Here is a 21,868-nt window from a genome sequence, read left to right on the forward strand (position 1 = left end):
AACCGTCGTGACAAGTCGCGAGACCGCAAGGGTATTCCTTCGCAGCAAGGCTTGATCCACCGCGGACCTTCCTGTGGAAAACGCCAGGAACACGGCGCGCGATCGGTAGGCTCCCCGCCATGCGGATGCCCGATGGTCTCACGTTCCGACCGACGACCGAGCCCGGTCCGCGGCCGACGGTGCTCGTCCTCCCGGGCGGTGGCTACGAGGAGTACGGCCGCCCGAGTTCGGAGCTCCTGGCGGAGTGGTTCGCGAGCATCGGTGTGCATGGCGTCGTGCTCCGGTACCCCGTCGCCCCGCACCGGCACCCCGAGCCGGTCCTCGCGGCACGTGCCGCGTTCAGCTGGCTCCGCGGAGGGGGTGCCGCCGAACACGGCCTCGACGTCGACACGGACCGCATCGGCGTCGTCGGCTCGAGCGCGGGTGGGCACCTCGCCGCGTGCCTGGCGAACGGCATCGACGACCCGGCGGCGGACCGTCCCGCGTTCTGCATCCTCAGCTACCCCGTCATCTCGATGGAGCACCCGACGAGACCGCGCCCGATGGTGAACCTGCTCGGCGAGGACGCGTCATGGCAGCTGCGCCGAGCGCTGTCGATGGAGACCAGGGTCGACGCACGCACGCCCCCGACGTTCGTCTGGACCACCGCGGACGACCGCGTCGTCCGCGCATCGAACGCCCTGACCTACGTCGACGCCCTGGTCCGGATGGAGGTCGACGTGGAGTGCCACGTCTTCCCGCACGGCCGGCACGGTCTCGGCACCGCGGTGCGCGAGCCGCACACCGGACAGTGGACGCGCCTGGCCGAGAACTGGTTGCGGTACCAGCGGATGCTGGACTGACGGACGGGAGGCGCGCCTCCCGTCCGGTACGCCGGTGACCGTCCACGGAACGCGAGCTTGGCCGCTTCTCGCAGAGAAATACCTCTGCGAGAAGCGGCCAAGTCGGTGTTTTGCGGGGGCGGCGGGGGTGGGGGGGCGTCAGGCGCCGAGCGCCGCGTCCACGATCTCCTTCGCCTCGCGCTGCACCTGCTCGAGGTGCTCCTGCGACACGAACGACTCGGCGTAGATCTTGTAGACGTCCTCGGTGCCGGAGGGCCGGGCGGCGAACCAGGCCCGGTCGGTGACGACCTTCACCCCGCCGACCGCCGCATCGTTCCCCGGAGCCTTCGACAGCTTCGCGGTGATCGGGTCCCCGGCGAGGGTGTCCGCGGTGATCGCCGCACCGTCGAGCTTGCCGAGGGCGGCCTTCTGCGTCTTGGTGGCTGCGGCGTCGACGCGCTGGTAGACCGGCGCCCCGAACCGTGCGGTCAGCTCGTCGTAGAGCTGCGACGGGGTCTTGCCGGTCACGGCGACGATCTCGGACGCCAGCAGCGCCAAGATGATGCCGTCCTTGTCCGTCGTCCACGCGGTGCCGTCCATCCGGAGGAACGACGCCCCCGCGGACTCCTCGCCACCGAAGGCCACCGAGCCGTCGATGAGCCCGGGGACGAACCACTTGAAGCCGACCGGGACCTCCCACAGGGCCCGGCCGAGCGACTCGGCGACGCGGTCGATGATGCTCGACGACACCAGGGTCTTGCCGATGGCCGCGTCCTCGCGCCAGTGCGGACGGTGCGCGTAGAGGTACTCGATCGCGACGGCCAGGTAGTGGTTCGGGTTCATCAGACCGCCGTCGGGCGTGACGATCCCGTGCCGGTCCGAGTCCGCGTCGTTGCCGGTCAGCACGTCGAACTCGTCCTTGTGTGCGAGCACCGATGCCATCGCGGACGGGCTCGACGGGTCCATCCGGATCTTGCCGTCCCAGTCGAGCGTCATGAATGACCAGGTCGGGTCGACGTCCGGGTTCACGACCGTCAGGTCGAGGCCGTACGTGTCGCGGATGGCGTTCCAGTAGGGCAGGGACGCGCCACCGAGCGGGTCGGCGCCGATCTTCACACCGGCGCGCTTGATCGCGGGGATGTCGATGATGTTCACGAGGTCGTCGACGTAGGTGTGCAGGAAGTCGTACCGGTCGGGGGTCGCCTGCTCCTGCCGCTGCACGGCCGCGTTGCCGTCGGCGATGATCGCGTTCGCCCGGTCGGCGATCCACTTCGTGGCGTCGCTGTCCGCGGGTCCACCGTGCGGCGGGTTGTACTTGAAGCCGCCGTCGCGGGGCGGGTTGTGGCTGGGGGTGATGACGATGCCGTCGGCGGTGTCGTCGTGGCCCTCGCGGTTGTACCGGATGATCGCGTGGCTGAGCGCCGGTGTCGGCACGTACCCGTTCTCGGCGTCGGCGAGCACGCGCACACCGTTCGCGGCGAGGACCTCGAGCGCCGTGCGTTCCGCCGGGCCGCTGAGCGCGTGTGTGTCGCGGCCGATGAAGAGCGGGCCGGTGGTGCCCTGCGTCGCCCGGTACTCGACGATCGCCTGCGTGATCGCGGCGATGTGGGTGTCGTTGAACGCCGAGTCGAGCGACGAGCCGCGGTGCCCGGAGGTGCCGAAGACGACCATCTGCTCGGGGTCCGTCACGTCGGGGACCCGGTCGTGGTACGCCTGGGTGAGTTCTTCGAGGTCGACGAGGTCGGATGCCTCTGCCGGTGTTCCTGCGCGGTCGTTCATTGCACCATCCTGGCACCAGCGCATCCATGCCGCGCAGCTGCACGCCCCCCGACAGTGGTTGCAGCGACAACTTCTCCGTAGGATCGATCCCATGACCGACGACGTGCCCTGGCTCACCCGGCCGCAGCTCCGTGCGTGGTTGAAGCTCGTCGCGGTCATCGAGCTCCTGCCGTCGGCGCTCGACTCGCAGCTGCAGCGGGACGCCGACCTCACGCACTTCGACTACATGGTCGTCGCGATGCTGTCCGAGACCGAGGGTCGGACGCTCCGGATGTCCGCACTGGCGTCCAGGACGAACGCGTCGCTCCCGCGGCTGTCCCACGTGGTGTCCCGCCTGGAGAAGCGCGGGTACGTCAGCCGGTGCGCCGCGCCCGAGGACCGCCGCGCCACCGACGTCCGACTCACCGACGCGGGCTGGGACGCCATCGTCGGGGCGGCACCCGGACACGTCCGGACGGCCAGGCAGTACGTGATCGACGCGCTGACCGATGAGCAGGTCGGGCAGCTCGACGCGATCACGCGCGCGCTGCTGGGACGCCTCGACCCCGACGGACGCCTCGCCGCGCTGACCGCCCTCGCCGACGCCGACGGCCCGGGTGCCGCGATCGCGTGCGACGGCACGACGATCCGGCCGGCCACGATCGACGATCTGCCGACCCTCCGCCGGGCGACGCTCCTCGCGCTCAACTGGACCCCGGGCGACGACGGCGGCGACCGGTTCGCGGACGCCGACGTCGACCGCCCCGAGTTCGCCCACGGGTTCGCCGGCTTCGACCCCGTCCGGGACCGCGGCGTCATCGCGGACGACGGCGACGGACCGGTCGGCGCGGCCTGGACCGTGTTCCTCCCGGCGAGCGACCCCGGCTACGGATTCGTCGCCGAGGACGTCCCGGAGCTGACGCTCGCACTGGAGGCCCGTGGTCGCGGTCGCGGGATCGGCTCGGCACTGCTGGCGGCCGTGCTCGCCGCGGGGCGGGAGGCGTCGTGGCGGGGGATCAGCCTCAGCGTCGAGGACGGGAACGCCGGAGCACGGCACCTGTACGAGCGCGCCGGCTTCCGCGTGGTCGGTCGGAACGGCGGCAGCGACACGATGCTCATGGAGTTCTGACCCCGGCCGCGCTACCGTCGGGCCATGCCTGAGACCGACATCGGAGCCGCCGCGGAGATCGACGCCTGGATCGCGGGGCCCGGGGACTGGCGCACCGACCGGATGACGACGCTCCGTGCGCTCATCCTCGGCGTCGACCCCGGCATCGAGGAGACGTGGAAGTGGATGGGCTCGCCGGTGTGGGAGCGCGACGGGATCATCTGCGTCGGCGGCATCTACCAGGGCAAGGTGAAGCTGACCTTCCACCGTGGCGCCGCCCTCGAGGATCCGACGGGGCTGTTCAACGCGGAGCTGAACGGCAACCAGCGCCGGGCGATCGACTTCCCGGAGGACGCCGTCGTCGACGAGGACGCGCTCCGCGCCCTGATCCGCGCCGCGATCGCACACAACCAGGCGCGGCGCGCCCGCTGACGGACCGACGGACTGGAGGGACGGTGCCAGGCCGCCCCGTCCCTCCCGTCCAATAGGCTCGGCGGCATGCCCAGCCCTGCCGACGCCCCGTCCGAGACGTACAGCTACCTCGGCCCCGCCGGCACGTTCACCGAGGCCGCCCTCAAGCAGGTCGAGGCGGCGGCCGGCAAGCCGTGGCGGAGCGTCAACAACGTCGGCGAGGCCCTCGACGACGTGATGACCGGCCGGAGCGTCGGCGCCGTGATCGCGATCGAGAACAGCGTCGACGGCGGCGTCAGCGCGACGCAGGACGCCCTGGCGCGGATCCCCGGGGTCCGGATCATCGGCGAGTACCTCGTCCCCGTGGACTTCGTGCTCGTCGCCCGGCACGGCACGGCCCTCGCCGACGTCCGGACCATCAACGCGCACCCCGTCGCCTACGCGCAGAGCCACCGCTGGCTCGAGGCGAACGTCCGTGGGCACGGACACATCCCGTCGTCGTCGAACGTCGCCGCGGCGGCCTCCCTGCTCGACCCCGTCGCCGGTGCCGTCGCGGACGCCGCGATCGCACCCCCGGGGATCACGGACCATCACGACCTCGCCGTGCTCGCCGAGCACATCGGCGACAACGCCTCGGCGGTCACCCGGTTCGTGCTCGTCACCAGGAGCCTCGCGCTGCCAGAGCGCACCGGTGCCGACAAGACGAGCGTCGTGGTCGAGCTGCCGGACGACCGATCCGGCGCGCTCGTCGACATGCTCGAGCAGTTCGCGACGCGCGGGATCAACATGGGGCTGCTGTCCTCGCGGCCGATCGGGGACGAGCTCGGCCGGTACCGGTTCGTCATCGACCTCGACGGGCACATCCACGACGAACGGGTCGCTGACGCGCTGCTCGGGCTCCGACGGTTCAGCCCCCGGGTGACCTTCCTCGGGTCCTACCCGCGGGCCGACGGTGTCTCGTCGGTGGTGCGGACCCGGTACCGCGACGAGGACTTCATCGAGGCCAGGGGCTGGCTCCGCGCGATCCTGGCCGGCGAGCCGGGCGAGGAGTAGCGGCGCCGCCGGTCGGCACCGCACCGTCGTCCGTACGGGAAACCGCTCCCCAGTGCGGTGTCCCGTCCGGAGAGCGGTGCGATGCGATGGCCTCGGGGAATCGAGCCGGGCGGACGGGCGGGGTCAGACGTGCAGCACGTGGCCGACCGGCACCCGCACGCGGAGCGACGCAGCCTCGACCTGCGCACGGAACGCACTGATCCGGCCGACCGAGTCGCCGTCGATCTCGAACTCGTCGGGCTTGTCGAGGCGCACCGTGAGCTCCTGCCCGCGCATGTAGCGGAGCGGGCGCTCGGAGCCCGCGCGGGAGATGATCCGCTGCCCGACCACGGTCTTGCCGAGCTTCGTCCGACTGACCCGCCGGAGGGCCGCGTTCTCCCAGAACAACCGTGCCCCGATGCGCATCCACCCCCACACGCTCCGGGGCCGCATCGCGACGATGTCGAACACGCCGTCGTCGATCGAGGCCTCCGGGAGCAGGAGCATGTTCGCCTGCAGGGTGCCGCAGTTCCCGACGATGAGCGCGTGCGCGCGGAGGGACTTCGCACCCTCGTCGTCGAGACGGTAGCGGAAGTCGACGGCGTCGAGGTCGCGGAGGGATCGGGCGACCGCGTCGACGTAGGCGAGCCATCCGACGCGCTTCTTGAGCTGCGGCCTGGTGTTCGCGAGCATCCGCGCGTCGAGCCCGAGCCCGGCCATCACGAGGAAGCCGTGGCGCTCGCGGGACCCGTCCTCGCGCTCGATGCCGATCTGTCCGAAGTCGATCTCGCGGTCCTCGCCGTGGAACATGGCGCGCGCGCTCTCGCCGAGGTCGTCGATCGGCAGCCGCATGTTCCGGGCCAGCAGGTTGCCGGTGCCCGACGGCAGGAGAGCGAGCGCTGCGTCGGAGCCGTGCACGACCTCGGCGACGAGCCGCGTGGTGCCGTCCCCGCCCGCGGCCGCGACGACGTCCGCACCCGCCGCGAGAGCTGCCCGTGCCATGCCGCCGCCGGGGTCGTCGACGGTGGTCGCGAACCAGAGGCTCTCGTTCCACCCCGCGTCCTGCTCGTACCGCGCGATCGTGCGCTGCAGGGTGGGCAGGTGCACCTTGACCGGGTTGTAGACGATGGCGGCGGTCCGCTGGGTGGTCGCCGGCGCCTCCGCGGCCGCGGAGTCGGTGGGCGTCGTCATGCCGACAACGCTACTGGTCGCCCGTGCGGTCCGGCGCCACGGTCGGAGGGGAGGGACGGTGCCAGGCCGCACCGTCCCTCCCCTCCGGCGGTGGTCCGGACCGATGCTCCGGTCCACCTGCCCTGGGTAGGATGACCCGGTGATCGACCCACAGCTCCTCCGCGACCACCCGGACGTCATCAAGGCATCGCAGGAAGCCCGCGGGGACTCCGTGAGCCTCGTCGACGACGCACTCGCCGCCGACACCGCCAAGCGGACCGCGATCTCCGCGTTCGAAGCGCTGCGTGCCCAGCAGAACGCCTTCGGTCGGACCGTCGCGACCGCGCCCAAGGAGCAGAAGAAGGCCCTCGTCCTGCAGGCGCAGGCGCTCGCGAGCCAGGTGAAGGAGGCGCAGGCCACCGTCACCGAGACCGACGAGACCTTCCGGCGGGTCGTCGGGGCACTCGCGAACCCGATCATCGACGGCGTGCCGGCCGGTGGCGAGGAGGCGTTCGACACCCTGCGGACCATCGGCACGAAGCCGACGTTCGACTTCGAGCCGAAGGACCACGCGGACCTCGGCGAGCACCTCGGCATCATCGACATCCCCCGTGGGACGAAGGTCTCCGGATCGCGCTTCTACTTCCTGCGCGGGCTCGGAGCCCGGCTCGAGATCGCGCTCATGAACCTCGGACTCGACCGCGCGATCGAGCACGGCTTCGAGCCGCTCATCACGCCGACGCTCGTGCGCCCGGAGACCATGGCCGGTACCGGTTTCCTCGGCGAGCACGCCGACGAGATCTACCACCTGCCGGCCGACGACCTCTACCTGACCGGCACGAGCGAGGTCGCACTCGCCGGTTTCCACAGCGACGAGATCCTCGACGTCTCCGACGGACCGATCCGCTACGCCGGCTGGTCGACGTGCTACCGGCGCGAGGCCGGGTCCGCGGGCAAGGACAACCGCGGGATCCTCCGGGTGCACCAGTTCAACAAGCTCGAGATGTTCTCCTACGTGCACCCCGACCTCGCAGCGGCCGAGCACGAGAAGCTCGTGTCGTACCAGGAGAGCATGCTCGGGGACCTCGGGCTGCACTACCGGGTGATCGACGTCGCCGCCGGGGACCTCGGCCAGAGCGCCGCCCGGAAGTTCGACATCGAGGCGTGGGTGCCGACGCAGGACACGTTCCGCGAGCTCACCTCGACCTCGAACTGCACGACGTTCCAGGCGCGACGCCTCGACATCCGGTACCGCACGGAGTCCGGCAAGACCGCGCCCGTCGCCACGCTGAACGGCACACTCGCGACCACCAGGTGGCTCGTCGCGATCCTCGAGACGCACCAGCAGGCCGACGGATCGGTCGTGGTGCCCGAGGTGCTCCGGCCGTACCTCGGCGGCGTCGAGGTGATCGAACCCCGATGAGCGCTCCTGCCGCAGGTGCCGCTGCCGGGACCCACGCGCTCCGGGCCAAGCGCTGGCTCGTCGCCCTCGACGTCGACGGCACCGTGATGCGCGAGGACGGTGTGATCACCGAGCCGGTCGTCGCCGCGGTCCAGGCCGTGGCCGAGGCGGGGCACGACATCATGCTCTCCACGGGGCGCAGCGCCTCGATGACGGTGCCGCTGCTCGCCCGGCTCGGGATCCGTCCGCGGTTCCTGGTGTGCGCGAACGGTGCGATCACGCTCGAGCGGATCGACGAGGTCCCGAACGGTCAGGACGTCGCCGTCGACGTCACCGGCGCCGAGCCCCTCGACGGGTACCGCCGGGCCTTCGTGGAGTCGTTCGACCCGACGGAGGTGCTGCAGACGATCCGCGGGCACCTGGACGACGCGGCGTACGGCGTCGAGGACGCGACCGGCCACTACCGCGTGTCCGGCACCTTCCCGCGCGAGAGCCTGAACGCCACGATGGACCACGTCGACTTCGACGAGCTCTTCGGGGTGAACGCGTGCCGTGTCGTCGTCATCTCCCCGGACCACGGGCTCGAGGAGTTCCTCCAGATCATGGACCGGATGGGCCTCGCACGGGTGTCGTACAACGTCGGCTGGACCGCATGGCTCGACATCGCACCCGAGGGCGTGACGAAGGCGACCGCGATGGAACGCGTCCGCGAGCTGCTCGACATCCCGCGGTCGCGGGTGTTCGCTGCCGGTGACGGCCGCAACGACATCGACATGCTCCGCTGGGCGGGGACCTCCGGGCGCGGTGTCGTGATGGGGCAGGCACCCGAGGACGTCGTCGATGCCGGGAGCGAGCTCACGGGGACCGTGCAGGCAGACGGTCTCGCCGCAGCGCTCGCGACCCTCGACCGGTAGCGCTCCATCGATAGCCCTCGGCCGGTCGTCCTCGGCCCGGCTGTCGGTACACTCGGAGGCGGTCCGGTGCACTCCCGCGGGTGCGCACCGATCGGGAGGGTTGTCCGAGTGGCCGATGGAGCTTGTCTTGAAAACAAGTGGGCAGCGATGTCTCAAGGGTTCGAATCCCTTACCCTCCGCCGTTGTCCAGGAGACGCATGTCGCCCGGACTGGGGCTGAAGCGACGTCGGTGGCGTGCGGGAGGATCGGGGGGCCGCCTCCGGAAGGACCTCTGTGCTCTCGATCACCTACCTCAGTGACGCCACGACCCCGTTCGACGACGACCAGCTCGCCGTGCTGCTCCTCGGGAGCCGCGCGAACAACGCGCGTGACGGCCTGTCTGGTCTCCTGCTCCACCGCATGGGCCGCTTCATGCAGGTGCTCGAGGGCCCGGATGAGGTCGTGCGCCGCCGGTACGCCGTGATCGAGCGGGATCCGCGGCACGGCCGGGTGCAGATCCTCGCGGAGGAGACGCTTCCCGAACGACGGTTCGGCGCCTGGTCGATGGGGTACCAACCGCTGACCGACGCACTCGCCCACGAGCTGCCGGGCTACAACGACTTCTTCTCCGACGCGGGAGCGCTGCCGACGGACGACCGTGCGTCGAAGGTCGCGGCGATGCTGATGTGGTTCCGCAACCACCCGGTGGCCGCCGCGCACGTCTGAGCATCAACCAGGGGTGCGCGCGGTTCCAGCGGTCGAGTCCATGGAACGGGACGGCCCTGCTCGTCCCGCTCCGCGCCTCCAGACCGTCCGATCGGGGTCGCGGCGTCATGCCGCCACCGTACCGACCGCGGTCTCGGTATCGTTCTGACCATGCTGGGGTGGGCGGACGTCGGGCTGTCGGCAGCGCAGGTGTCGTTCGTCGAGCAGCGCCTGCCGGGTGCGCGGCTCGTCCGGGACCTGTCATGGGGGCTGTTCGACAACCACGTCGCCGAGGTCCTCGCACACGGTGCCACGTTCGTGGTCAAGGCGGGCGGGCCGGCCAACCACCACATCCGCCGGGAGATCCTGGCGCACGAGTCGTGGACGGCGGAGCTCGCGGGGCGGGGGCTGACCTCGCGGATGGTGGCCGCCGACCGCGAGCAGGGTGTGCTCGTGCTGGAGTACCTGCCGGGGGAGCTCGTCGAGGGGATGCCAGCCGAACACCATCCCGACACGTACGAGCAGGCGGGCCGGCTGCTCCGCGCATTCCACGCGCAGCGATCCGAGCCGAGCGACGATCACGAGGCGCGGGAGACGGCGCGGTCCCTGCGGTCACTCGACGGTGAGCACCGGATCGATGCGGCCTCGGTGGCGGAGGCCCGGTCCGTCCTCGAGCGCGACACGCCTCGGCCGGTCGTCCTCGTCCCGACGCACGGCGACTGGCAACCGCGGAACTGGCTGGTCGACCACGGAGTCGTGCGCGTCATCGACTTCGGACGGTTCGGCTTCCGGCCGGCGTCCGCCGACCTCGTGCGGTTGGACTCGAAGCAGTGGGCCGGGCATCCGGAGCTCGCCGACGCGTTCTTCGCCGGGTACGGCACCGATCCCCGTGAGCCGGACCTGTGGCGGATCGCCCGGCTCCGCGAGGCGATCGGCACCGCCGTGTGGGCGTACGAGGTCGGTGACGAGCGGTTCGAGGAGCACGGTCACCGGATGCTGGCCGAGGCGCTCCCCCGGTTCCGGTGAGCCCGGTCACGGCCTGCGTGTCGGACCGCAGTGTGCCGGGTCAGACAGCGGTGCGCATCCGACCTGTGGATCGCACTCACGGGAGCGCCCGCCGTGTTAAGCTCGCTGTAAGTGGATTGGGAATGCCCGATCGGCGTCGTGCCCCTTGGACTGCCAGGGGGCACTTCGCTTTCTGCCCGGGAGTCCGGTTGCGACATCGAGTGTCAGGGATACACCTTGAGTCCATACCCGCGAATGTCTCCTCGCGGTGACTTGGGCATTCTCGGTTCGATGAGGTCCCATGCGCGGTTCGACTGGTCGGGTTTCAACAGATGCGTGCCGATCGGTCTCGCGACGAGGTCTGCGAGCTGGAGACCCGCGCTGTTCGCCTGTTTGCTCGCGATCCGGAACCGGAAGGTCTCCGCCATCCCACGCATGCGGGTCGAGTCCATGATCCTGCGGAACTCGAGCTCGAGCTCCTTGTCCTCGTTCTTCCCGCGACTCTCGAACACGACGAAGGTCTCCCGACGCGCGGCTCGCGAGACCGTAGGCTGCTGCGCATGGCCACACTCATCCTCGTCCGCCACGGCCGCACCACCGCGAACGCGACCGGGGTGCTCGCCGGGCGGACCGCGGGGGTCCGACTCGACGACGTCGGCCGCCAGCAGGCCAAGCGCACCGCGGAGCGGCTGGCCGTCGTCCCGCTCGTCGAGGTGGTGTCGAGCCCGCTCGAGCGCTGCCGCCAGACGTCGAGGGCGATCCTCGACCTGCAGCCGGACGGCACCCCGACGAGCATCGACCGCGCGATCACCGAGTGCGACTACGGGGAGTGGCAGGGCCGACCGCTCAAGGACCTCGCGCAGGAGCCCATGTGGAAGGTCGTGCAGTCCCAGCCGTCCGCCGCGGTGTTCCCGGGCGGCGAGTCGATGCAGTTCATGCAGTCGCGGGCCGTCGCTGCCATCCGGCGGCACGACGCAGCGGTCGAGGCCGAGCACGGGGCCGGGGCGGTGTGGGCGGCGGTCAGCCACGGCGACGTCATCAAGGCGATCCTCGCGGACGCCCTCGGCATGCACCTCGACCTGTTCCAGCGCATCACCGTCGGGCCCGCGAGCGTGTCGATCATCCACTACGGGGAGCAGCGCCCCGACGTCGTCGCGACGAACACCGACTCGGGCGACCTGTCGTGGCTCCGGACCGCGAAGCCCGAGGCGGACGCGGCGGTCGGCGGTGGCGCAGGGCACGAGCCAGCAGGCAGTGCGGGAACCGCATCCGCCTGAACGCCGTCCAGACGCCCGAACCTAGGATGGATCCATGCCCACAATCGTCCACGGGTTCGACTGGCCGGATCGGGTCGTCGTCGGCACCGTCGGCCAGCCAGGATCGCGTTCGTTCTACCTGCAGGCCCGCGACGGCCGTCGTGTCGTCAGCGTCGGTCTCGAGAAGCAGCAGTCCGCTGCCCTCGCCGAGAAGGTCGAGGAGATCCTCGACGACCTCATGCGCGAGGACGGGAACCCGGCGCACGTGCCCACGAGCACCCCGGTGGAGCTCGTCGACAACGACCCGTTGGACCAGCCGGTCGCCGAGGAGTTCCGCACCGGCGCGATGAGCCTCGGCTGGGACCGGGCGACGGCGCAGATCGTGATCGAGGTGCTCCCCATCGTCGACGAGGAGGACGTCTCCGAGTCCGACGACGACCCCGAGGCGCTCGCCTGGGAGCCGCCGGAGATCCTCGTGGTTCGGATACCGGTCGGCACGGCGAGGGCCTTCGCCAAGCGCACGCTCGAGGTCGTCGGGGCCGGTCGTCCGATCTGCGACGTCTGCGGGTACCCGATCGACCCCGACGGACACGAGCACACCTTCCCCGACGGCGGCACGATGCCCGCCGACGAGATCCCCGATGACCTGTCGTCCCTCGACGACGACTGATGGCGTCCGAGCCGGGATCCGCCGGGCCTGACGACCCGGGCGCAGAACTCGACGACGAACTCGTCGTCGAAGGCCGCATCACCACCGCCTCGAACGCGACGTTCCTCGGTGCGATCGGCGACACGGCCGTCGTCTACAAGCCGGTCGCGGGGGAGCAGCCGCTCTGGGACTTCCCAGACGGCCGCCTCGCGGACCGCGAGGTGGCTGCGCACCTGCTCTCCGAGGTGCTCGGCTGGAACGTCGTCCCGAGGACGTGGCTCCGTGACGGCCCGTACGGCGAGGGCATGGTGCAGCTCTGGCAGGACATCGACGAGGAGCAGGACCCCGTCGACCTGCTGCCCGTCGGGGACGTCCCCGACGAGGGCTGGCTGCAGGTCCTCGAAGGTTCGGACGAGCGGGACCGCCCGGTCGCACTCGTGCACGAGGACACCGACGTCCTCCGTCGGATGGCGGTGTTCGACGTGCTGGCGAACAACGCCGACCGCAAGGGTGCGCACGTCCTCGCGATGGAGGACGGCCACCGCTTCGGGGTCGACCACGGTCTGACCTTCCACACCGACCACAAGCTGCGGACGGTCCTCTGGGGCTGGGTCGGGTCACCCCTCTCGCAGCAGGAGCTGGCGGGTGTCGAGCGGGTGCGGACCGCGCTCGACACCGGGCTCGCGGACGAGCTCGCACCGCTGCTCACCGACATCGAGATCCTCGCGCTCATGGAGCGAGCCGAGGTCCTGTACGCCGAGGCCCGGTTCCCGCGCCCGCGCGGCCGCATGCCGGCCGTGCCGTGGCCCCTCTTCTGACCGTCCCGTCGGTCACGTGACCACCTGACGGCCGGGAGGCCCGGGTCGTCCTGGCACCGTCCCTCCCCACCGACACGGCCGGACGGCCGCTGGCGCGTCGCTCCGGAACCGGCGGCGTGGGCCCACAGTCCGGCGGTTCCCACCGCACAACGCCACCCTGGCCGCTTCTCGCAGGGAGATATCTCTGCGAGAAGCGGCCAACCTGGTGTCTTGCGGAAGGGGAGTGGGGTCAGTACCAGCCTCGGCCGAACATGCCGTCGATGTCCGCGGCGCCACCGAAGGCGGCTCCGCCACCGCGGCGGGAGCCGAGGTACGAGCCGACGACCGCGGCCCCGAGGTCGTCGGCCTCGGGAGCGACGACCGTGCCGCCGACCCGCTTGGCCATCGCGTCGATGAACCGTGCGAGCCCGGGGTCGTCGCCGAGCCGGAAGAAGCTCGTGTGTGCGCCGAGCCGGGCGGAGTTGTCGAGCTCACGGACGGCGTACGCGACCGTCAGGGGGTGCGGCGGGTAGCTGAAGAACACCTCGCCGTCGGACTCCAGGTGCGAGGTCGGCTCGCCGTCGGTGACGATGAGGAGCACCGGCTGCGCGTTCGGGTGCTTCCGGAAGTGCCGGTTCGCGAGGAGGAGCGCGTGGTGCAGGTTCGTGCCCTTGTCCCACTGCGCGTCGAGGCCGACGAGCTCCTCGATGTCCATCACCGATGCCGACCGACCGAACTGGATGAGCTGGAGCTCGTCACCGCGGAACCGGCTCGTGATGAGCGTGTGGAGGGCGAGGGCCGTGCGCTTCATCGGCACCCAGCGGTCCTCCATCGCCATCGAGAACGAGGTGTCGACGAGCAGTGCGACGCAGGCCTGGGTCCGCGCCTCGGTCTCCTGCACCTCGACGTCCCCGATCTCGATGCGGACGCCCGAGGCCGTCGAGCCGCCGGCGCCTGCCGTGCGGACGATGGCGTTGGTGATGCTCCTCGTGACGTCCCACGGCTCGGTGTCGCCGAAGGCCCACTCGCGCGTCGCCCCGGACAGTTCACCCGCGGCACCGGCACGACGGAGGTCGCGGTTGCCCTGCCGACCGGACATCTTCTCGGCGACGTCGCGGAGCAGGGCCTTGCCGAGCTGCCGCATCGCCTTCGGGGTGAGCTGGAGCTGACCGTCGGCGCCCCGGCGCATCGAACCCGAGTCCCGGAGTGCGCGCTCGAGTTCCTGCAGCGTCCGGGCATCGACCCCGGCCTGGTCGCCGAGTTGCTTCGTGATGGTGTCGAGGTCGAGGTCGTCGAGCTGTGACCCCTGCCGGTCCTGTGCGAGCTGTTCGGCGAGGGCATCGAGGTCGGCGAGGTCCTGGAACACCCCGGTCCCGTCGCCGAGCCCGAGGCCCTGCTCGCCGTCCATGCCCTCGCCCCCGCCCCAGTCCTCGCCCGGACGGAGCCCGCGGAGGGTCTCGTCGAGCTGCCCGAGTGCGCCCATCAGGTCGGGCGAGCCGAACGCCTGCTGTGCGAGGGCGTCGAGCTCGTCCCGCTGCTCCTGGGTCATCGAGTTCCGCATGCGCTGGGCTGCGGCGGCGCGGGCGGCCATCGCGTCGATGAGCTCGTCGACGTTCTCCGGCCCCTCGGGGAAGAAGTCGCCGTGCTTGCCCATGAAGTCGTCGAAGTCCTCCGGGGTGTCCGTCCCGGCGGCGTGTGCCTCGAGGAGCTCGTTGAGGTCGCCGAGCATCTCCGTGATCGCGGCCCGGTCGGCGTCGGTGGCGCCCTCGAGCGCCTGCTTCATGCCGGCGAACCGCTGGTCGAGCATCTCGCGACCGAGGAGGTCCTTGATCTTCTCGAAGTCCTCGCGGCCCTTCTGGCTCTGCCAGCGGTAGTCGTTCAGCTCCGCGACGGCACCGGCGGGCGAGGGCGGCAGGCTGTCGAGCTGCATCTCGGCGAGGGCCCGGTCCCCGTCGTCCATGAGCGCATCGCGGGCGAGCTGCTTCCGTTCCTCGAGCACCGCCTCGTCGAGGAGGGCCCGGATCTCCTGCAGGGTGCCGTCGAGGTTGTGCTGCCGGGTCAGTTCGCGACGCTTCTCGGCGACGCGGCGTGCCAGGTCGTCGAGGCCCGCCTGGTCGCGACTCCCACGGCGGAGGAACTCCCGCATGGCACGCTCGGGGGAGTACCCCGCCATGACGTCCTGTCCGATGGCCTCCATCGCCTCGGACACGTCGACCGGTGGCGCGAGGGGGTCCGGACCGCCCGCGTACCTCGAATAGCGTGAGTCGCGGTGCAGGCGACGATTCGTCCTAGCCATTGCGTGCCTCCAGTCCGATGCGTCCGCATCCGCTGCGTCCGGTGCTGCTGCGTCTGGTGCTCCTGCGTCTGGTGCTGCTCCCGCCGCCGGCGGCGCGGCAGTCAGATCCCGTACGCCGCTTCGCCATCTCCGGACTCCTTGCTGACCCGGCGGGCGAGGAAGAGTCCCTCGAGCGCCAGCTCGATCGCACCCGCGCGCTGACCGTCGGTGGTCGCACCGAGCCGCTCGGCGACCTCGTCGTAGAGTCCGCTCTCGCCGAGTGACGGCAGGCCGGTCAGGAAGTCGCGCGCGGTGACCTGTTCGCCGGTCGTGACGAGGACGCCGCCCTCGAGCGCGTCGACGAGCACGCCGAAGTCGAGGCCCCGGAAGTGCGCACGGACCGTCTCGGCGGTGGCCGTCCGGAGCAGGTGCTCGAGGATCTCCTCGGCCCGGTCCTCTTCCCCCGACTCGAACTCGATCTTGCCGCCGAGCACGTCGACCGCGGTCTCGAGGTCGATCGGCCTCGCGACCGCCTGCTCCTCGCCCTGCCGGGTCGCCCGGTGGATCGCCGCGGCGGCGATCGTCTCGGCGCCGGCGATGGCGAACCGCGCGCTCACGCCGCTCCGCTGGTCGACGGAACTCGACTCGCGGAGTGCCCGCGTGAAGCGCGCGAGGATCTCCACAAGCGCGTCGGGGACCTCGGCGGTGAGCTCGGCCTCCTGCCGGATCACGGCGATCTCGTCGGCGAGCTCCGTCGGGTAGTGCGTCCGGATCTCGGCACCGAAGCGGTCCTTGAGCGGCGTGATGATCCGACCGCGGTTCGTGTAGTCCTCAGGGTTCGCGCTCGCCACGACGAGGACGTCGAGCGGGAGCCGCAGGACGTACCCGCGGATCTGGATGTCCCGCTCCTCCATCACGTTGAGCATCGCGACCTGGATGCGCTCGGCGAGGTCGGGGAGCTCGTTGATCGCGACGATGCCGCGGTGGCTCCGCGGGATCAGGCCGAAGTGGATCGTCTCCGGGTCGCCGAGGCTCCGCCCCTCCGCGACCTTCATCGGGTCGACGTCACCGATGAGGTCGGCCACCGAGGTGTCCGGGGTCGCCAGCTTCTCGACGTACCGCTCGGCGCGCGGGCGCCAGTCGATCGGCATCGCGTCGCCGAGATCGGCGGCGCGGCGCTGACTGGAGGCCGTGATCGGCTCGTAGGGATGCTCACCGAGCTCGGACCCCGCGATCACCGGCGACCACTCGTCGAGGAGTCCGGCCAGGGTCCGGAGCAGCCGGGTCTTGCCCTGCCCGCGCTCGCCGAGGAGCACGATGTCGTGCCCGGCGATGAGCGCGCGTTCGAGCTGCGGGATGACGGTGCTCTCGAAGCCGTGGAGGCCGGGCCAGGGGTCACGGCCCTCGCGGAGTGCGGACAGGAGGTTGTCGCGGATCTCGACGCGCAGCGACTTCTGGACGTGTCCAGAGGCCCGGAGCTCGCCGACCGAAGCGATGGTAGGTCGGGTCACTCCTGCAACGCTACGCCTCCGTCGCGGACAGGATCGCGGGTCCGGGCGTACCGTCGCTCAGCGTGCCGCTGCCGAGGGTGCGCGGTCACGGAAGGGACACCCGCGATGAGCAGTGCGAGCGCGGTCGGTGAGAAGCCGGTCGAGAGCCTGGTACCGGCCCGGATGGACCGACTGCCGTGGACCAAGTTCCACTGGTCGGTCGTGGTGGGGCTCGGCGTGTCCTGGATCCTCGACGGCCTCGAGATCCAGATCGTGTCGAACGCCGGGTTCCAGAAGGACCTGGGACTCGTCACGCAGCAGGTCACGAGCCTCGGGACCATCTACCTCGTCGGACAGGTCGTCGGCGCACTGGTCTTCGGGCGTCTGTCGGACCGTCTCGGGCGGCGGAAGCTCTTCATCCTGACGCTCATCATCTACCTGGTCGGCTCCGGCGTCGCGGGGTTCGCGCAGGACTTCTGGTTCCTTGCGGTGTTCCGGTTCATCGCCGGACTCGGCATCGGCGGCGAGTACGCGGCGATCAACTCCGCGATCGACGAGCTCATCCCGTCGAAGTACCGCGGCCACGTCGACATCGCGATCAACGGCACCTACTGGGGCGGTGCCGCGCTCGGTGCATTCGCGAACGTCTTCCTGCTCAACACCGACTACTTCGCCGAGAACGTCGGCTGGCGGATCGGCTTCTTCCTCGGCCCGGTGCTCGGCATCGCGATCATCTTCCTGCGACGGCACATCCCGGAGAGTCCGCGGTGGCTGATGACCCACGGGTACGAGCAGCAGGCCGAGGCGACGGTCTCGGAGATCGAGGCGAAGGTCGAGAAGGACACCGGGCAGCGGCTCCCGGACGTCGACAAGTCGCTGGCGATGTCGGTGACCCCGACCGACCGCGTCGGGTTCCTGAAGATCGTCAAGGTGCTGTTCTCGCAGTACCCGACCAGGACACTCGTCGGCGCGACGATGATGATCACGCAGTCGTTCCTCTACAACGCGATCTTCTTCACCTACGCACTCGTCCTGACGAACTTCTACGGGCTGAGCACCGCCCAGACGTCGATCTACTTCTTCCCGTTCGCGATCGGGAACCTGCTCGGGCCGCTCGTGCTCGGCCGGTTCTTCGACACGTGGGGTCGTCGGCAGATGATCTTCCTGACGTACCTGGTGTCCGGGGTCGTGCTCGCGGTGTCGGCCTTCCTGTTCCAGGCGGACGTGCTGTCCGCGACGACGCAGACGGTGTTCTGGTGCATCTCGTTCTTCTTCGCATCGGCGGGCGCGTCCTCGGCGTACCTCACCGTCAGCGAGATCTTCCCGCTCGAGATGCGGTCCCAGGCGATCTCGTACTTCTTCGCACTCGGGCAGATCTTCGGGTCGGTCGCGCCGCTCATCTACGGTGCGTTCATCGGTGACGGATCGAGCCGCGAACCGCTGTTCTGGGGGTACCTGATGGGTGCCGCGATCATGATCCTCGGCGGGGTGGTCGCCTTGATCTTCGGGGTCGACGCTGCTCGGAAGGGCCTGGAGTCCGTGACGCAGCCCTTGTCCGTGTTGACCGACGGGTCGTCCGATCGACGGGCGAAGTCGAAACGCTGAGCGCTGTCCGGTATGTCGGATTGAACATGTTTGGCTCCGGAACGCGTCCGCTGCGACTCTCTGTCGCACGGGCGCGTTCAGGCATCGCCGCCCGTACTCGACCCACCGGGAGGCACCATTGCACGTCCGACCTGATCGCCACACGTCAGTGCTGGTCCTCCCCACACGGCGGACCCGACGATCGATCCCGATGCCGACGGTGGGCAACCTGTCCACGAGTCCCTCGGCGGTGAGAGTGTGGTGATGCACAGCATCGACACCATGGCCGACCACGCGGCATCGGACGGGATCCTCCGCCGCAACCTGCTGCGTGACGCGGTGTTCCAGCGGCTCCTCACCCGGATCCTGCGACTGGACTACCGCCGCGGACAGCGCTTGCGTCTCGATGCGATCGCCGCGGACATGGGCGTCTCGAGGACCCCGGTGCGCGAGGCGCTCGTACCGCTCGAGACCCTGCGACTCGTGAGCGTGCAGCGGTACGTCGGCGTGGTCATCGCGCCGTGGGGCGTCGAGAACATGGTCGAGCGGCTCCGGATCGTGCAGAACATGCTCGACGTCCCGGCGTCCGAGCGGGCCTCGATCCCGTCGGCCGACGTCTGGGACCCGGCAGAGCTGGAGCGGTGCGCATCGCAGGTCGGACTGTTCGCCGCGCTCGCGGAGTGGGTCCTTCGCCGGTTCGGGCACCCGGTCAGCGCGGACTGGGTCGCATCCCAGCGGCCGGTGCTCGACCTCTTCTACTCGATGGACGTCGCGTCCGTGCACGGGATCGACATCAGCGTCGGAGCGGCAGAGCGCGGAGCGCTGCTCATCGACGCGCAGGCGGCCGTGCTGGCGCTCGACCTGCGTCGAGCGGCGGTGGCGCTGGACGCGTTCGCCGACGACGTCGTGCGTGTCGGAGACCGCTTCCGCCCCGTGGTGTCATCACGGATTCCGTGATGGATCGGTATGGTGATCGTGGCACATGATGACCACGGAGACCGATCGGAGCGACGTGTTCGAGACGGCACTGCTGACGAGCTTCCTGGCCGTCGAGCGCACGGGCGGGTTCACCGCCGCGGCGAAGGACCTGTCGCTCCGGCAGTCCACGATCAGCGGGCACATCGCGCGCCTTGAACGGCAGACCGGGCGGCTGCTGTTCCGCCGCGACACGCACGCCGTCGCGCTCACGCCCGACGGCGAGGCGATGGTGCGGTTCGCGCGTGAGATCCTCGCCGCGCAGGGACAGGCAGCCGCCTGGTTCACCGATGTCGGACTGGCCGGTCACATCCGGTTCGGGGCGTCGGAGGACATCGTCGCGACCGGGCTGCCGGACATCCTGCTCGACTTCCGGAACGCCTACCCCGCGGTCGACCTCGACCTCCGTGTCGGGCTGACGACGGAGTTGCGCGAGGAAGTCCGGAGCAACCGTCTCGACCTGGCGCTCGTGAAGCGTCGGCCGTCCGAGGAGATCGGTGACCTGGTGTTCCGCGACCCCCTCGTGTGGGCCGGTCGGCCCGGGGAGGAGATCGTCCCCGATGCCCCGGTCCATCTCGTCACCTACCCGGGCACGAGCATCACGCGGGACGCGGCGATCGCGGCACTCGAGGGCGCCGGGCTGCCGTACCGGATCACCTGTGTCTCGGCCAGCCAGCAGGGTATCCGCGCCGCCGTCCATGCCGGACTCGGCGTGACGGTGCATCCGGGGTCGATCCTCCCGGCCGGCCTCGAGCCGGTCGCGGGGCTGCCGGATCCCGGTCCGACCGAGTTCACCCTCGTGTCGAGGGCCGGGCCGCCGAGTGTGGCGATGACCGAGCTCGTTGGGGCAATCCGGGCCGGCGCCGATCGGATCCAGAGCGGCCGCCTCCGCGAGTCCTGACCCGGCTCGGCGCGTTCCGACCCGGCTCGGCGCGTGGCGGTCGGCCTGGCCCCCGAACAGGGGTCGCCGCGCCCGAGGAGTCGGCGTCCCCGAGGGTGGTGTCCCGGTCGGGTATCGTCCCCGCGACGGCCGAGCCCGCGGACGTCGGAAAGGGTGGGTGGTGTCCGAGTTCGATGATCTGACCGATCCGCGACGACAGCCGACGATCTTCGCCGGTCCCGGCCACCGAGTGAGTGGCGGTCGACACGGTCGTCGGCGCCCGGACCTCGGCATGCACCGTCTGCTCGCCGGCATCGGGATCACGGCCGCGGTCGCCATCGCCAGTGCCGGCTCGCTCACCGCGTACGCCGCCTACGACGTGGGGCACGGCCTGGCGGAGAACTCGGTCGATGTCGGTGGCGCCGCGGACTCGATCGACGGAGCGTTCAACGTCCTCGCCGTCGCGGCGGACAACGACCCTGCGCAGGGCGATGCCTACGGGGTCCGGGGAGCCACCCTCAACGACTCGAACGTCCTGTTGCACGTGTCGGCCGACCACACGCAGGCCGTCGCGGTGAGCTTCCCGCGGGACCTCATCGTCGATCAGCCTGCGTGTTCCGCGCGCGGGACGATGAGTCCCGCGGTCACGAACACGCCGCTCAACCAGGCGTACGGACGCGGTGGTCTCGCGTGCGTCGTGTCGACGATCGAGCACGTGAGCGGGCTGTCGATCCCCTTCGCGGCGCAGATGAGCTTCAGCGGGATCATCGGACTCTCGGACGCGATCGGCGGCGTCCCGGTCTGCGTGACCGACCGTGTCGACGACCCGTTCACGGGCCTGAAGCTCAAGGCGGGCAACCACACGGTGTCCGGCGCGACGGCGCTCGCGTTCCTCCGCGACCGGCACGGCGTCGGCGACGGCAGCGACCTCTCGCGGATCTCGAGCCTCCAGCAGTTCCTGTCCTCGCTCGTCCGCAAGGTCAAGAGCGACGGGACGCTCGAGGACCCGACGAAGCTCTACCGGCTCGCGAGGGTGGCATCGAAGTCCGTGGTGCTCTCCACCTCGCTGGCCAAGCCCGACACCCTGGTCGGGATCGCGCGGACGTTCCAGGGGATCGGGCTCGACCGCATCACGTTCGTGCAGTACCCGGGCACGACGACTGATCCGTCCTACCCCGGCAAGGTCGTCCCGATCGCCGCGACTGCCGACCAACTGATGCGGGCCGTCGCGCACGACCGTCCCATCGGCCTCGACAGCGATGCCATCGGGCGCGGTTCGACGACCGCGACGGACACCGCCACCGGCGACACCGCCACCGGCGGCACCGACCAGGGCGGCACCGACGAGGCCGGCGGAGACGCCGGCGGTGGCGGTTCGGCCGCGAGCACACGGGGTGACTCCGGCTCGACCGACGGCGGTGCGGACGATGCAGGTCGTGCCTCCAGTGCGTCTCCGGAGACCATTCCGGGCGTGACCGGTCAGACCGCCGAGCAGAAGACCTGCGCGGTCGCCGCGGCCGGCTGACCGGCCCGCACGACGGCGCTGCCGGCGCTCCGGAAGGCCCCCGTTCTCGGGCTTCCGCGGCAGCGCTGCGTCTCGCAGACTGGGGGCAGTCCACATGTGGCATGTCGAGCACAACGGGTGCCCGGGGAATCT

The 21,868-nt window shown here is 70.7% G+C and carries 19 protein-coding genes, 1 tRNA gene and 1 pseudogene; 16 read left to right on the forward strand and 5 right to left on the reverse strand.

Annotation, left to right across the window (positions count from 1 at the left end):
- Positions 1 to 119: 119 nt before the first annotated feature.
- Positions 120 to 842, forward strand: a complete 723-nt coding sequence (locus tag ASF23_RS15400) for an alpha/beta hydrolase (protein ID WP_055955668.1) — start codon at positions 120 to 122, stop codon at positions 840 to 842.
- 138 nt (positions 843 to 980) lie between these two features.
- Here the strand turns inward: ASF23_RS15400 and pgm are convergent, their stop codons facing one another.
- Entirely contained in the window at positions 981 to 2,600 is a 1,620-nt protein-coding gene (gene pgm / locus ASF23_RS15405; protein ID WP_055955671.1) for a phosphoglucomutase (alpha-D-glucose-1,6-bisphosphate-dependent), read from the reverse strand.
- A gap of 91 nt (positions 2,601 to 2,691) precedes the next feature.
- Between pgm and ASF23_RS19030 the strand changes: the two genes are divergently transcribed.
- The 3 genes from ASF23_RS19030 (at position 2,692) to pheA (ending at position 5,151) form a co-directional block, all read left to right on the forward strand.
- Positions 2,692 to 3,708 (forward strand): GNAT family N-acetyltransferase, encoded by a 1,017-nt coding sequence (locus ASF23_RS19030; protein WP_326999010.1) that lies wholly within the window; start codon positions 2,692 to 2,694, stop codon positions 3,706 to 3,708.
- A 24-nt stretch (positions 3,709 to 3,732) separates the two neighbouring features.
- Positions 3,733 to 4,119, forward strand: coding sequence for a DUF1801 domain-containing protein (locus ASF23_RS15415; protein WP_055955673.1), 387 nt, complete (start codon positions 3,733 to 3,735; stop codon positions 4,117 to 4,119).
- Between the two features lie 66 nt (positions 4,120 to 4,185).
- Positions 4,186 to 5,151 (forward strand): prephenate dehydratase, encoded by a 966-nt coding sequence (pheA, locus tag ASF23_RS15420; protein ID WP_055955676.1) that lies wholly within the window; start codon positions 4,186 to 4,188, stop codon positions 5,149 to 5,151.
- A 123-nt stretch (positions 5,152 to 5,274) separates the two neighbouring features.
- On the opposite strand, the gene ASF23_RS15425 is transcribed toward pheA, so the two are convergent.
- Positions 5,275 to 6,321, reverse strand: a complete 1,047-nt coding sequence (locus ASF23_RS15425; RefSeq protein ID WP_055955679.1) for a diacylglycerol/lipid kinase family protein — start codon at positions 6,319 to 6,321, stop codon at positions 5,275 to 5,277.
- A gap of 139 nt (positions 6,322 to 6,460) precedes the next feature.
- Between ASF23_RS15425 and serS the strand changes: the two genes are divergently transcribed.
- The 5 genes from serS to ASF23_RS15450 all read left to right on the forward strand — a co-directional run bounded on the left by serS (position 6,461) and on the right by ASF23_RS15450 (position 10,326).
- Positions 6,461 to 7,723, forward strand: coding sequence for a serine--tRNA ligase (gene serS / locus ASF23_RS15430; RefSeq protein ID WP_055955682.1), 1,263 nt, complete (start codon positions 6,461 to 6,463; stop codon positions 7,721 to 7,723).
- Positions 7,720 to 8,616, forward strand: a complete 897-nt coding sequence (locus ASF23_RS15435; protein WP_055955686.1) for an HAD family hydrolase — start codon at positions 7,720 to 7,722, stop codon at positions 8,614 to 8,616. The genes serS and ASF23_RS15435 overlap by 4 nt, the downstream gene beginning before the upstream one ends.
- A gap of 94 nt (positions 8,617 to 8,710) precedes the next feature.
- Positions 8,711 to 8,795: transfer RNA gene (locus ASF23_RS15440), tRNA-Ser, on the forward strand.
- A 94-nt stretch (positions 8,796 to 8,889) separates the two neighbouring features.
- A complete protein-coding gene (locus ASF23_RS15445) occupies positions 8,890 to 9,321 on the forward strand; it encodes a BLUF domain-containing protein (RefSeq protein WP_055955688.1) in 432 nt (143 codons plus the stop codon).
- Between the two features lie 150 nt (positions 9,322 to 9,471).
- Positions 9,472 to 10,326: a phosphotransferase gene (locus ASF23_RS15450; RefSeq protein WP_055955691.1), complete on the forward strand. Its 855-nt coding sequence runs from the start codon at positions 9,472 to 9,474 to the stop codon at positions 10,324 to 10,326.
- 203 nt (positions 10,327 to 10,529) lie between these two features.
- Here the strand turns inward: ASF23_RS15450 and ASF23_RS19035 are convergent.
- Positions 10,530 to 10,988, reverse strand: a pseudogene (locus tag ASF23_RS19035) (DUF3800 domain-containing protein); the annotation flags it as partial.
- On the opposite strand from ASF23_RS19035, the gene ASF23_RS15460 reads away from it, so the two are divergent.
- From ASF23_RS15460 to ASF23_RS15470, 3 genes are read left to right on the forward strand one after another with little or no spacing between them, the layout of a single operon-like run.
- Entirely contained in the window at positions 10,878 to 11,582 is a 705-nt protein-coding gene (locus ASF23_RS15460) for a histidine phosphatase family protein (RefSeq protein ID WP_442855038.1), read from the forward strand. The pseudogene ASF23_RS19035 and the gene ASF23_RS15460 overlap by 111 nt on opposite strands.
- Before the next feature lie 34 nt (positions 11,583 to 11,616).
- The gene (locus tag ASF23_RS15465) at positions 11,617 to 12,231 is read left to right on the forward strand and encodes a DUF3090 domain-containing protein (protein WP_055955699.1); all 615 of its coding nucleotides are present in this window, start codon (positions 11,617 to 11,619) and stop codon (positions 12,229 to 12,231) included.
- Positions 12,231 to 13,028: an SCO1664 family protein gene (locus ASF23_RS15470; RefSeq protein WP_055955703.1), complete on the forward strand. Its 798-nt coding sequence runs from the start codon at positions 12,231 to 12,233 to the stop codon at positions 13,026 to 13,028. Before ASF23_RS15465 ends, ASF23_RS15470 begins: the two co-directional genes overlap by 1 nt.
- A gap of 229 nt (positions 13,029 to 13,257) precedes the next feature.
- Here the strand turns inward: ASF23_RS15470 and ASF23_RS15475 are convergent, their stop codons facing one another.
- Positions 13,258 to 15,303, reverse strand: a complete 2,046-nt coding sequence (locus tag ASF23_RS15475; protein WP_055955706.1) for a vWA domain-containing protein — start codon at positions 15,301 to 15,303, stop codon at positions 13,258 to 13,260.
- A 101-nt stretch (positions 15,304 to 15,404) separates the two neighbouring features.
- A complete protein-coding gene (locus ASF23_RS15480; RefSeq protein WP_055955709.1) occupies positions 15,405 to 16,793 on the reverse strand; it encodes an AAA family ATPase in 1,389 nt (462 codons plus the stop codon).
- Between the two features lie 105 nt (positions 16,794 to 16,898).
- Between ASF23_RS15480 and ASF23_RS15485 the strand changes: the two genes are divergently transcribed.
- The 4 genes from ASF23_RS15485 to ASF23_RS15500 all read left to right on the forward strand — a co-directional run bounded on the left by ASF23_RS15485 (position 16,899) and on the right by ASF23_RS15500 (position 21,736).
- The gene (locus tag ASF23_RS15485) at positions 16,899 to 18,377 is read left to right on the forward strand and encodes an MFS transporter (RefSeq protein WP_055955711.1); all 1,479 of its coding nucleotides are present in this window, start codon (positions 16,899 to 16,901) and stop codon (positions 18,375 to 18,377) included.
- Positions 18,378 to 18,620: 243 nt separating this feature from the next.
- Entirely contained in the window at positions 18,621 to 19,313 is a 693-nt protein-coding gene (locus ASF23_RS15490; protein WP_200919379.1) for a GntR family transcriptional regulator, read from the forward strand.
- Between the two features lie 28 nt (positions 19,314 to 19,341).
- Positions 19,342 to 20,232 (forward strand): LysR family transcriptional regulator, encoded by an 891-nt coding sequence (locus ASF23_RS15495; protein WP_055955927.1) that lies wholly within the window; start codon positions 19,342 to 19,344, stop codon positions 20,230 to 20,232.
- 160 nt (positions 20,233 to 20,392) lie between these two features.
- A complete protein-coding gene (locus tag ASF23_RS15500; protein ID WP_156364562.1) occupies positions 20,393 to 21,736 on the forward strand; it encodes an LCP family protein in 1,344 nt (447 codons plus the stop codon).
- Positions 21,737 to 21,868: the final 132 nt, after the last annotated feature.

Origin of the sequence: Curtobacterium sp. Leaf261, assembly GCF_001422205.1 — a bacterium.
In the GTDB taxonomy this organism is placed as follows: Bacteria; Actinomycetota; Actinomycetes; order Actinomycetales; family Microbacteriaceae; genus Curtobacterium.

Bases quoted from the DNA above. Each gene is read 5' to 3' on its own strand.
- ASF23_RS15490 (WP_200919379.1), top strand. From the start codon at position 18,621: ATGCACAGCATCGACACCATGGCCGACCACGCGGCATCGGACGGGATC.
- ASF23_RS15485 (WP_055955711.1), top strand. From the start codon at position 16,899: ATGAGCAGTGCGAGCGCGGTCGGTGAGAAGCCGGTCGAGAGCCTGGTA.
- ASF23_RS15425 (WP_055955679.1), bottom strand. From the start codon at position 6,321: ATGACGACGCCCACCGACTCCGCGGCCGCGGAGGCGCCGGCGACCACC.
- ASF23_RS15400 (WP_055955668.1), top strand. From the start codon at position 120: ATGCGGATGCCCGATGGTCTCACGTTCCGACCGACGACCGAGCCCGGT.
- ASF23_RS19030 (WP_326999010.1), top strand. From the start codon at position 2,692: ATGACCGACGACGTGCCCTGGCTCACCCGGCCGCAGCTCCGTGCGTGG.
- pgm (WP_055955671.1), bottom strand. From the start codon at position 2,600: ATGAACGACCGCGCAGGAACACCGGCAGAGGCATCCGACCTCGTCGAC.
- ASF23_RS15475 (WP_055955706.1), bottom strand. From the start codon at position 15,303: ATGGCTAGGACGAATCGTCGCCTGCACCGCGACTCACGCTATTCGAGG.
- ASF23_RS15465 (WP_055955699.1), top strand. From the start codon at position 11,617: ATGCCCACAATCGTCCACGGGTTCGACTGGCCGGATCGGGTCGTCGTC.
- ASF23_RS15470 (WP_055955703.1), top strand. From the start codon at position 12,231: ATGGCGTCCGAGCCGGGATCCGCCGGGCCTGACGACCCGGGCGCAGAA.
- pheA (WP_055955676.1), top strand. From the start codon at position 4,186: ATGCCCAGCCCTGCCGACGCCCCGTCCGAGACGTACAGCTACCTCGGC.
- ASF23_RS15415 (WP_055955673.1), top strand. From the start codon at position 3,733: ATGCCTGAGACCGACATCGGAGCCGCCGCGGAGATCGACGCCTGGATC.
- ASF23_RS15435 (WP_055955686.1), top strand. From the start codon at position 7,720: ATGAGCGCTCCTGCCGCAGGTGCCGCTGCCGGGACCCACGCGCTCCGG.
- ASF23_RS15495 (WP_055955927.1), top strand. From the start codon at position 19,342: ATGACCACGGAGACCGATCGGAGCGACGTGTTCGAGACGGCACTGCTG.
- ASF23_RS15450 (WP_055955691.1), top strand. From the start codon at position 9,472: ATGCTGGGGTGGGCGGACGTCGGGCTGTCGGCAGCGCAGGTGTCGTTC.